We start from the raw sequence: 10807 nt of genomic DNA, 5'->3' as shown, positions 1-10807 counted from the left end.
GTGCGCGGGCGGACAGCGCCGGGCCCGGGGCGCGGGCCGACGACCGCGGGCAACTCGCGACGCTGCTCGGTATGGCCGCCCGCACCGGTTCCGGCCACGTCGTGGAGGAGCGCCTCGAGCACGACGGCGTCCGGCGGGTGCACTTCTTCGCCGGCGAGCCGTTCGACGTCGGCGAGCTCCCCGCGGATCTGCGCGGCTACTGCGCTCGGCTGGCCGAGAGCGTGCGTCCTGGGTACCTGTGCACCCAGTGGTTGAGCACAGCGGACGGTGCGGTGCTCGACGGGTGGAGCACCGGTGTTTCGACGTTGGACTCACCGCGCCTGCACCGCCGGTTCGGTGCCTGGGTCCGGGCCGAGCTGGCTCAGGGGGCCGCGTGAGCTCCGGGCGCGGGAACCTCCCGCTGCACCTGGTGCTGGCGATGGTGGTCGCCGACATGCTGGCCGCGGGCTCCGCGCTGCCGGTGCTGCCGGAGGTGATCCGGACCTTGACCGGCGGCGACAGCGGCGAGGCGGCGATCCACCTCGCGTTGATGATCGCCGTGATGAACGCGCTGCAGTTCCTCGCCGCGCCCGCGCTCGGCGCCCTCAGCGACCGGTTCGGGCGCCGGCCGATGGTGCTGCTCGTGCTCGGCTGCAGCATGGTCAACAACGCGCTGATCGCCTTCGTCCCGAGCCTGGGCGTCCTGTACCTGACCCAGGTCATCACCGGCCTCGCCGTCGCCAAGGTCGCCGTGATCAGCGCTTACATCGCCGACATCTCCGGGCCGGCGCAGCGGATCCGCAACTTCGGGCTGCTCGGGCTCTGCATGAACGGCGGGTTCGTGCTCGGCTCGGCGACCGGTGGGCTGCTGGGCTCGGTCAGCCTGCACCTGCCGTACTTGACCGCGGCTGTGCTCCAGGCGGTCAACCTGGTCTTCGCGTTGACTTCGCTGCCGGAGTCGCACCCGGTGGAAAAGCGCCGGCCCGTGCGGCTGCGGCAGCTCTACCCGTGGCGTGCGCTTGCCGTGCTGCGCGCGACCCCCGCGATGGGCCGGGTGTCGGCGCTCGTCCTCTGCTACTGCTTCGCCACCTTGACCTTTCAGAGCATGTGGGTCTTCTACTCGGGCAAGGTGTTCGGCTGGGGCCCGCTGCAGAACGGTGTGCTGCTCGCCGTCCTGAGCGCCTGCATGGGCCTGGCGCAGAGCAAGCTGGTGCCCCTGATGGTCTCGCGCCTGGGCGAACGGCGGGCGATGCTGGCCGGTCTCGTCAGCGCCGCGGCGGCCCTCGTCGGTCTCGCGTTCGCCGGGGGCCCGTGGATCGTGGTGCCCTTCGTCCTCTGCTACACGATCGGCTGCGTCATCACCCCCGCGTCCCGGGCGGCGGCCGCCCGCGAGGTCGTGGCGGAGGAACAGGGCCGGGTCCAAGGCGCGCTCGCGAGCCTGAACAGCCTGGACGCCCTCGTCGCGCCCCTGATCGGCAGCGCGCTGTTCGACTACTTCACCGGGCCGGAGACGGCCGTCGCGTTCCCCGGCGCGCCGTTCCTGCTGTGCGGCCTGGTGCTCCTCTTCGCGATGCGGTTCGTGCGGCGGAAGCGGTGGCCCGCCGAGGTCCGCGACGAGGTGGCCGCGTGATGACCTACTCCGGCTGCGGAATCTCCGGCGTCCGCCGGTTCGCTGGCTCGCCGGACCAGCGCGGGGACGCCGCGGCGGTGCACCGGATGACGCGGGCGCTGGCCCACCGGGGACCGAACGGCGAAGGCTTCGCCCAAGGCGAGGGCGTGACGCTCGGCCACCGGCGGCTCAGCGTGGTCGGGCTAGGCGACCAGGGTGCGCAACCGATGACCCGTGACGGGGTCACCATCGTCTACAACGGTGAGCTGTACAACCATCGCGCCCTTCGCACGGAGCTCGGCTCTTCGATCGCGTTCCGGTCGGCCACGGACACCGAAGTCGTCCTGCAGGCGTGGCGGCGGTGGGGGCTCGCCGCACTGGACCGGTTCGACGGGATGTTCGCGTTCGCGGTCTGGGACGAACGCGACCGTGCGCTGTGGCTGGTCCGCGACCGTCTCGGCGTCAAGCCGCTGTACTACCACCACGACGTCCGGCGGCTGGTGTTCGCTTCCGAGGTCGAGGCCCTGCTCCACTCGGGTCTGGTGGCTGCCGAACCCGACCTCGACGTGTTCCGCAGGCAGCTGCTCTGTTCGTCCACTTTGGACTGGGAGGTCGAGCGGACCCTGGTCGGCGGCGTCCGATCGGTCGCGCCCGGCACCGCCGTGAGGTTCGACGACGACGGAACGGCGTCGGGGCACACCTACTGGCGGCTGCCCGAATCCGAACCCGGCCCCACGCGCCCGCGGGCATCCGACGTCGAAGAGTTCGGCGGCCTCCTGCGCGCCGGCGTCGGCGGGATGCTGCAGGCCGACGTTCCGGTGAGCGCTTTCCTCAGCGGGGGTCTCGACTCGTCCGCGATCGCGGCGCTCGCCGCCGAATCCGGTGTGGTGACCTGTGTGACGGTGGCGTTCGGCAGTGCCGGTGAGCCGTCGGCCTCGGGCAACGAAGACCTCCGCTTCAGCGAAGAGCTTGTCCGCGCGCTGCCCGCCGGGCGGGTGCGGCACCACGTGGACGTCCACGGCGCCGGCCTGACGCTCGACCAGGTGGACGAAGTCTGTGACCTGGCAGCCCTGGGTGACGACCCGCGGCACCCGACGATCGCGGCGAACTACCGGTCCGTCCGGGACCTCGGGCTGCGAGTTGTCCTCAATGGACAGGGCGCCGACGAGGTCATGGCCGGGTACATCGGTTTGCCCGGCTTCACCCGGAACGTCCACGACGTCGGCGAACCGGAGAACGCGAAATACCTCGGGATGCCCGCGTCGAGGCGGGCACCCGGGCTTTCGCCGGCGGTGCTGGCGCACACAGAAGTGGTCGAGAAGGGTTTCCGGGACTTCTGCGCGGGCCTGTCCGGTGCTCCGCTGGAGCGCGCTCACCGGCTGCTGGTGGCCACGCAGCTGCACCGCGTGCTGCGGTTCGAGGACTTCCTGAGCATGCGCCACGGCGTCGAGGCCCGGGTGCCGTTCCTCGACCACCGCCTGGTCGAATGGTGCTTCTCCCGGCCCATGGAACTGCACGTCGACCGGGATCGCCGCCGGGGCAAGGACATCATGCGGCGCTCACTCGCCCGCGTGCTTCCCGCCGCTCTGCTGGACCGGCCGAAACAGGTGTTCCCGTTCCCCGGCGAGGAAGCACTGCAGGCGTCGTTGGCGGCGCTCGTCACCGAACACCGCTCGGCGCTGGCGGCGGACGAGCTGGTCCGCGAGCTGCTTTCACTACCGCCGGCCGACCGGATCGAGCACACGCCGATCCCGCACCTGTGGCTGTTGCTGAGCACGTGGCGGTGGCACGAGAAGCTGCGGCGGATCGCGTGAGGACGGCAGGGAAACGGGGGGAGCACATGGTGGGGGAGTACGTTCATCCGGGAGTCCTGACCGGGCTGCTGCGTGAGTTCCGCGCGGGCCTGGGGCCCTACCCGGCAGTGGAGGTCGCCCACCACGTGCAGACCGTGGGGGTGGACTTCCTCGATGCGAAAGCGAAGGCCGAACTCGATCTGACGCGGCGATCGACGCAGCCGGGCACGCCCGCCCGCGAACAGCTGAACTGCCTGCTGGCCAAGGAAGACGGCCGCTACTCCTACGACACCTACCTGACCTTGCCCCTGCTGCGGGCGATCACACCGGCGAACACCACACGCCGGACGTCGGCGGCCGCGCTGATCGTCGACATGGTGCGGTTCGAGCTCTCGGCGTTCCACGGCGATCACGCCCGCCTCCCGCAGTGCCGGCCGGACCCGGGAACCGTGCGCAAGCGGGTGAGCCACGCGATGCGGCACCTCACCCGGCACGACTTCACCACACTCCCGGCCGTCGCCGACCTCTTCGGCCGCGAAGCCGGACTTCGCTGCCTCGACGGGGTGGTCGCGGACGCCGACCGGGAGTTCCTCGCCCTGCTGCCGACCACGGTCCAGCCGGTGTCCCCGGTCCACGACGAGTACATGTTCATCCGGGTCCTGCAAGGCTACGAGAGTGTTTTCGACGAGCTGGTCGACCACGCCGCGGCCACGATCGCTTCGCTGCGAGCAGCCGACCTGGCGACCGCGGTCCTCGACATCTCGCACGCCACGGAGGCACTGGAGCGGGCCAGCCTGCTGTTCAGCCTCCTCGCCACGATGACCCGCGACACCTTCCACGCTTTCCGTGACCGCACCGAGGGATCGAGCGCGATCCAGTCGGCCCAGTACAAGCGCTTCGAAGCCCTGTGCGACACGCCATCGGAGGAGCGCCTCAGGTCGGACGCATTTGGCAGCGTGCCGGCCGTGCGCGCAGAGGTGCTGGCCGGCCAGGACACGATCGCGGCGGCGTACCGCGCGATGGCCCCGGCACGGGCCGACGAACGCGAGGCGTTCACCCACGCACAGGCCCGGCTCGAGGCAGCCCACCAGCGCTGGAAGTCGACGCACCACAAGATCGCCGTCCGCATGATCGGCGATCGCCCGGGCTCCGGCTACACGGCGGGCACGCCCTACCTCAAGGACCGCCTCGACGGACGCCTCTTTTCGGCCACGAGGGCGTAGCGACCGGGATGCCGGCCGTCGAACCCACGCCTCCACCAGGCCTGGCAACGACGTAGTTGCGGTCCCACGACGACCTGTCCGTCTCTTCCGACGCTCGCCCCGGGCGCACCCTTCACGGCTTCCGGCACGGCGCCGCCAACTTGGCGCTCCGCGCATGCGGCTGAAGCCGGCCGGGGCGACGGAGCTCACCGCCGACCACAGTGGACGCTGTCCGAGCGGATGAAAAGACTCCGGAAGCCCACAAGACTCCAGGCCGTGTCTGCCGCGACTGCGTCCACGAACGACTCCGAGGCCGGGATGTGGTGGCGGATCATCATGTGCGTGCAGCGGCGGGTGAGGCTATGCATAAGGCGATGACCCTGGAGGCCGTCCTTGCGGTCGAACAGGACCACCGGTGCCTCGGGTCTCGGCGGTTGCGGGTCGTGCTATCCATCCCCTCGGATGGGCGCCCGAGGCCACGACGTGCTGGCAGCGGCACCGGCGATAGCGGCTTCGACCGGCTCGGCGTGCCACAGCGGGGTCCACCACCATGGCCGGTGCTGACCGGCGCCCTCGCCGACGAGTGCGGCGAGGGCGCACCGTCTCAAGTGGATCGACACCGACGCCTACCGGATTGCGAGCGCGCTCGCCGGACGAGGACACGGTGGACATGTACTGGCCGGTGTTCGTCGGTACCGCCAACGACCTCGGCCGGACGCGGCCGAATGGCACTGGCGAACGCGGGAAAAGCTCCATCCGGCGACACCCCCGGGCCGTGGGGGAGCAGGAGTAGGTCCAGCCGATTTCAGTCGGGAATGGACGAATCACGCGAGCCGAACTGCTGGTCGACGTCGTTGGCGAGTTGCCGGGGGACGCAGCGGCAGGAGCCATACCGCGGTCTCTGAACGAGGTTGCAGCTCGCGGACACTGGAGGTCTGGAAGGTCCTGAGTTCGTAGGCGTTTCAGCCTGCAAGACTGGGCTGGCGAGCAGGTCAGGGGAGGACGCCAGGAGGTGCGAGGCGGGTGAGGTCGCCGGTGCGCTCGCGAAGGTAGACCTCAGCTGTCCTCGCAAAGGCCCACTCGACGACTTCGCGGAAGGTCTCAGCGTCGAGATATTCACCTGGCTCAACGTCGAGTCCTTTGCTCCAGGCTGCAGACCGCGGACGTCGATGTCCCGGCGCTATCAAAGTCACGGTGCCGGTGCCCGGTTCCGGCTTGAGCTGTCTCAGAGCCTCTTACTGGCGCCATGATGTCTTCCGAGATCTCCGTCAGGTGGAGGTGGCCACGCTTGTGCTCGTCGCTCACCTCGCTGAGTGTACGACCATCACCTGAATGGCACGACTCTCAGCGGTTCAAGAACTGGAGCTTCAGCGGCCACCGAAGAAATCGGCTGGGAGGTCGTTGGGTTGAGTTGTGTGGAACCGGAACGCAGGATCGTCGTCGAGGCTCAACATCACGGGGCTCTTGGCGTAGAGGTAGTATGTGGTGTCAGGGTATTCTGGAACTATGAAGCTCCACTGAATTTCGATCGATTTGCAGTCGTGGTCGCCGTTGTAGTTTGTGTACCGTAGGCATTCGGGATCGCGCTTCCCGTTTGGCCGCCGCAGGCGTCGAGGGCGTTACCTTCGAATGTCAATCCCTGTGTGTCAAAAGTAGCGTTGTAGGTTACTGGCCTCACGTTCACCAGGCTGCCGACCAGCGAGTACTCGGCTGCATAGGACACCTGACCGTAAACCTCGTCGGCAGTGCCGAAATCGCTCCACATTTCGAAGTAGCCGTTGAAGTCATCGAGGACTGTCCAGCACGCCGAGCCGTGGACCTGGTCGCCTGGCCAGCAGTAGCGGTCCCTGTAGACCGGCGGGTCCAGCGGGCTGAACGTGGCCTTCTCGATCTTGCTCGGGAGTACCTTCTGGGCTGCGGGGCACAGCCACGCGCCAGTGCGTTCGGATACGGGGAGGGCGCAGGTCTTCGGGTCGAGGATGTGGCGAGGCAATGTGGCCGCTTGGTGCTCCGAATTTCGAATCGAAGCGCCGGCTGTGCTGGTGATGGTGGATGTCAGGATCGTGGAGATTGCGAAAATTGCAATCAGCAGTCTTCGTGAGAGTATTCTTCTGTGCACCCTGAACGAGTCCCCTCTTGTTGATAGCCAACCCAGGTTGCCCTTAGGTGTCAACCTCAAGGTGACTTTGATTGAAAAGTGTCGACACGGGCAAGCTGAAGTCAGCCATCGGCTTCGGCAAGGTCAACGACTGTTTCCCGGAAGGCCTAACCGTAGACCTTTCGGGACCATTGGGTCCGTCGTCGCGGATCTCAGGGCGTGCAAAGAGCGGCAGGGTCGGAACGCCTGGTTCGATATGAGACGGTACGAGCGATCGTTGGTGCTCCTGTTGGCGGAGCTGTCGCTTGCCCGGGTCGAAGCCGAGTCTTCACAGCTCAGCTGCTGTTTGCGGCGTGGATCCGAACACCGACATGTTCCCCGCGCGCATGGACGCCAGGTCATGCTGGGGCACAGTGCGCCGTAGGCGCTCCGTCTAGGCCGGGCGCTGCCCGCAGCCGGGCGTCGGGGTTGGCGCGGTTGAGTACGACGTCGAGGGTGAAGCGTCCTGCTTCGGCGGAGCGGGAGGTACCTCGTCAGCTCCGATGGCAGGCCAGGTTGTTGCGCGTTCCGCGAAGCGAATGCCAACCGCGGCAGAGTGCCAGGTGATCAGCGGCTCACACCAAACTGCCGCGTTCCTGCTCCTTGACGCCGGTGGTGACCGCCCGGCTGAGCACCTCGGCGGCACCGCGGCTGTCGTCGTTCACGACGACCGGTATCTGGCTGTCTTGACGCGATGGCCGCCTGCCGACGTCGCCGGCGAGTTCGCGTGGGCCGCGACGTGATCTCACCGAACCGATCGAGGTCGTCAGCCGACTACGCGCAGGGCGAGGCGGTGTGCGCGGTCCAGGTCGGCGTCGTCACCGAAGAGCTGGAAGCGCGTGTTGCCGGCGCGCAGGTACGCATCGATGCGAAAGGCGTCGTCCGCCGGCTCGGCGCTGCCCGCGGTGGTCAGTTCGGCTTCCAGGATTTGCAGCCATTCGCGGGTGAGGTCGCGGACCGCGTCGGCGACGGGGCCTTCTCGATGGCCGTACTCGACCGAAGTCGCGGCGATGAAGCAGCCGCCGGGGAAGATTTCGTTCCGCAGGTAGGCGACCCAGTTTGCCAACACGGCCCGAAGGCGGAGCTTCCCCGCTTCGAGGTGCCATGCGGGAGCGATTACGTGGTCCCGGTACAGGCGGCGGGCCTCCGCGACGGCGGCGATCTGGATGGCTTCCCGGTTGGTGAAGACTGTGAGGATGCCGCTCTTGCTGTGCCCGGTCTGCTCGGCGAGGGAGCCGACGGTGATGGAGTCCAGCCCGTGCACGGTCGCCACCATGGCGGCTTGGCGGGCGACGTCCTGGCGGGTCCGGTCGCCACGAGCGCGACGGCCGTCCGATCGCGGCGCGGGTGCGGGAGACATGCCAGGGATTGTATGCGACCGGGCGGTCGTGTACTTTCCGCACCGACACGACCGATCGGTCGTATAGTTCGGAGGTTCCGTGCCGTGAGTGGAAACCAGCCGGCCGTCCTGGACGGCTTCGCTCGGCGAAGCGTTTCTCTCGCCGAAGGCGACAAGGTCGTTTACGTGGCTGGGCGCGGCCCGGCGGTGATCGTGATGCCGGAGATGCCGGGGATCAGTCCGGACGTCGTGCGGTTCGCGCGGTGGGTGCGTGACGCGGGGTTCACCGTGTTCCTGCCGTCGCTCTTCGGGGTGGACGGTGCGTATCCCACGGTCGAACTCGCGGAGCCGATCGTCAAGCGGGCATGTGTCAGCAAGGAGTTCCGCGCCTTCGCGGGCGGTGGCACCAGCCCGGTCGCGGCGTGGCTGCGTGCGCTGGCGCGTGAGGCTCACGGGGAGTGTGGAGGTCCGGGCGTCGGTGCGGTGGGTATGTGCTTCACCGGCAACTTCGCCCTGACGATGGCTCTCGAACCGGCTGTCATCGCTCCGGTGCTGAACCAGCCGTCGCTGCCGCTGGACGACCCGGCCGGGCTCGAGCTCTCATCCGAGGACGCGGCTGCGATCCGGCGGCGCTTCGACCGCGACGACCTGACGGCGCTCGCCTACCGGTTCGACAACGACAAGTGGTGCACGGGGCAGCGGTTCGCGGCGTATGCGCGGCTTCTCGGCGATCGCTTCGACGGCCGTGTCCTGCCTGGCGAGTGCGCGAACCCCGCGCCACCGCCCTTCTTCCGGGACGTGGTGCAGACGCCGCACAGCGTCGTGACCGCCCACCTCACGGACGAGGAAGGTCACCCGACGGTCCGAGCCCGCGACGAGATTCTCGAGTTCCTTCGCGCACGTCTTCTCGGCGCGTGAGCGTCCACTGCCCGGCTGATCCAAGCGCTGCCCCGACGTTCGCTTCTCGCCGCAGGGTGATGAAGGACCTGGGGCCGCGTTTGACTGTCGTGAATCAGGAGTTGGCGATGGCCGTCACGACTGCGTCGAAGGTGGCCAGCCACCGGCGGTGCTGGTCGGGTGGTGTGAGCCATTCGGCGATCACGCCCGGACGTTGGGAGAAGCTCCGCTGTGCCGCGGGAGCAGTGCGTCCCTCGCGAGGACCTTGACGTCCCCGGGATATAGGACCGTGCGCTTGTGTAGCGTTCGCGGCTCACACCTGAAGCTCCGGCACTCGTCGATCAAGGTGACGATGGACCTCTACACGAATGTCGCCGAAGAGGTTGCCGTGGATGCGGCGAGGAAGCTGGCTGGGGCGATTCCGCGGAAGGCGTTGCACCCGGCGTGCGCTCTCGGGCTCCCCTCGGGCTCGCAGGAGACCACAATGGACAGAGAGGAAGTGGAAGGAATGATTCCAGATACCACAAAACCCCAGGTCGAAGATATCGAACCTGGGGTGGTGGAAGGTGCGCCATCAGGGACTCGAACCCCGAACCCGCTGGTTAAGAGCGCGAACCCTGAGGTGTCTGGTGGTGTCGAGTGATGTCGGCCAAGGTCGTCTTCCTTGGCTGTTGGGTGGCGGCGGTGTCGGTCTGTGTCGCGGCCTGTCGTCGCGTGCGTGCGCTCTCGGGCTCCCCTCGGGCTCGCAACTGCCGTGCCGTGTCGCCTGGTCCAAGCCTCTCGTCAGCGCTACGTGATCGGTCGGGTGGGCGCGTTCGGAAAGCTGCCAAGCGCGCGACCAAGGCGGAGTGGTGATGAGGCGGCTCGGGGGCTGGCTTGCTCAAGACCTTGCCCTGTCCATTCAGTGTGTCTGTACCGGTCTGGTCGCTCTCGGCGCGGCGTATGCCTCGTACCGGCACGGGCGCGAGTTCGCGTTGCGTTTCGGTGCGGATGCGGTGACGGCGTCGATCTGGCCGCTGCTGGTTGATGGCCTGCTGACGATCGCGACGGTCGAGTTGTGGAAGACCCATTGCGGCGGCGGGTCGGGCCGGTGGGTGGCGTGGCTGGCGTTCGTGTTCGGTATCTGCGTGTCGTTGGTGGCGAACATCGGTTCGGCGCCGGCGTTGAGCGTGTTGCAGGTGACGGTCGCGGCGTGTCCGCCGCTGGTGTTGCTGCTGGCGGTCGAGCTGTTGAACGGCGCGTTGAAGCGGCGGGGTCTGCCCAGACTTCGGTTGACACCGGAGCTGACTGTTTCTCAGGCCGCTGACGTGGCCGTGTAGATGGTCTCAAACTCGACCGGGGTGAGCTTGCCCAGGGCGCGTTGGCGGCGTTTGCGGTGATACTTCGTCTCGATCCAGGACACGATCGCCAACCGGAGCTCCTCCCGCGTGCGCCACCGGCGGGTATCGAGAACGTTCTTCTGCAGCAACGAAAAGAACGACTCCATCGCAGCATTGTCACCACACGCACCGACCCGACCCATCGACCCGGTCAGCCCATGACCGCGCAGCAGGCGCTGGTAGGCCGCCGATCGGAACTGGGCGCCGCGGTCGGAGTGGACCACGACGTCGTGCGGGTCGCGCAGCGCGATCGCGTTGCGCAGCGCGCTGACGGCGAGTGAGGCCCGCATGTGCGAGGCGATGGAGTATCCGACGATCTTGTTGGAGTAGCAGTCCTTGACCGCACACAAGTACAGCTTGCCCTCACCGGTGGGATGCTCGGTGATATCGGTCAGCCACTTGGTATTCGGTGCGGTGGCGGTGAAGTCCCGGCGCACGAGGTCGTCGTGCACCGGCGGCCCCGCCTGGCGGG

General features: G+C 68.1%; 9 protein-coding genes and 1 pseudogene. 7 read left to right on the top strand and 3 right to left on the bottom strand.

Translation table 11 applies throughout. The features are described 5' to 3' along the window. The 4 genes from G3I65_RS13745 to G3I65_RS13730 form a co-directional block, all read left to right on the top strand. Nucleotides 1-377, top strand: a 377-nt coding sequence (locus G3I65_RS13745; RefSeq protein ID WP_203612377.1) for a hypothetical protein, incomplete at its 5' end; no start/stop codon positions are given. Further along, nucleotides 374-1609 carry an MFS transporter gene (locus G3I65_RS13740; RefSeq protein WP_160696452.1) on the top strand — a complete coding sequence of 412 codons (1236 nt, stop codon included), beginning with the start codon at nt 374-376 and terminating at the stop codon, nt 1607-1609. The genes G3I65_RS13745 and G3I65_RS13740, both read left to right, overlap by 4 nt. After that, a complete protein-coding gene (asnB, locus tag G3I65_RS13735) occupies nt 1609-3402 on the top strand; it encodes an asparagine synthase (glutamine-hydrolyzing) (protein WP_239071127.1) in 1794 nt (597 codons plus the stop codon). The genes G3I65_RS13740 and asnB overlap by 1 nt, the downstream gene beginning before the upstream one ends. 29 nt (nt 3403-3431) lie before the next feature. Further along, nucleotides 3432-4604, top strand: a complete 1173-nt coding sequence (locus G3I65_RS13730) for a hypothetical protein (protein WP_160696450.1) — start codon at nt 3432-3434, stop codon at nt 4602-4604. 1483 nt (nt 4605-6087) lie between these two features. Here the strand turns inward: G3I65_RS13730 and G3I65_RS13725 are convergent. Continuing rightward, a complete protein-coding gene (locus G3I65_RS13725) occupies nt 6088-6702 on the bottom strand; it encodes a hypothetical protein (RefSeq protein WP_160696449.1) in 615 nt (204 codons plus the stop codon). Between the two features lie 784 nt (nt 6703-7486). Continuing rightward, nucleotides 7487-7984 (bottom strand): TetR family transcriptional regulator C-terminal domain-containing protein, encoded by a 498-nt coding sequence (locus tag G3I65_RS13720; protein WP_203612376.1) that lies wholly within the window; start codon nt 7982-7984, stop codon nt 7487-7489. A gap of 108 nt (nt 7985-8092) precedes the next feature. Here G3I65_RS13720 and G3I65_RS13715 point away from each other — a divergent pair, with 108 nt between their 5' ends. From G3I65_RS13715 to G3I65_RS13705, 3 genes and pseudogenes are all read left to right on the top strand, one after another. Then, nucleotides 8093-8977, top strand: a complete 885-nt coding sequence (locus G3I65_RS13715) for a dienelactone hydrolase family protein (RefSeq protein ID WP_160696447.1) — start codon at nt 8093-8095, stop codon at nt 8975-8977. 331 nt (nt 8978-9308) lie between these two features. Continuing rightward, on the top strand, nt 9309-9599 hold the full coding sequence (locus G3I65_RS13710) for a hypothetical protein (protein ID WP_160696446.1): 291 nt from the start codon (nt 9309-9311) through the stop codon (nt 9597-9599). A gap of 211 nt (nt 9600-9810) precedes the next feature. Then, nucleotides 9811-10209: pseudogene (locus G3I65_RS13705) on the top strand (DUF2637 domain-containing protein); the annotation flags it as partial. 41 nt (nt 10210-10250) lie between these two features. Here G3I65_RS13705 and G3I65_RS13700 read toward each other — a convergent pair. Continuing rightward, nucleotides 10251-10807: IS3 family transposase (locus G3I65_RS13700; protein WP_160696445.1), on the bottom strand; the 557-nt coding region annotated here is incomplete at its 5' end.

Source organism: Amycolatopsis sp. SID8362 (assembly GCF_010550475.1).
Lineage (GTDB): Bacteria > Actinomycetota > Actinomycetes > Mycobacteriales > Pseudonocardiaceae > Amycolatopsis > Amycolatopsis eburnea.
Note: the sequence above shows the minus strand (reverse complement) of the source record. Positions and strands in the feature narration are given on the sequence as shown.

Excerpts from the sequence above, each read along its gene's own strand:
- asnB (WP_239071127.1), top strand. The coding sequence starts at position 1,609 with ATGACCTACTCCGGCTGCGGAATCTCCGGCGTCCGCCGGTTCGCTGGC.
- G3I65_RS13715 (WP_160696447.1), top strand. The coding sequence starts at position 8,093 with ATGCGACCGGGCGGTCGTGTACTTTCCGCACCGACACGACCGATCGGT.
- G3I65_RS13710 (WP_160696446.1), top strand. The coding sequence starts at position 9,309 with ATGGACCTCTACACGAATGTCGCCGAAGAGGTTGCCGTGGATGCGGCG.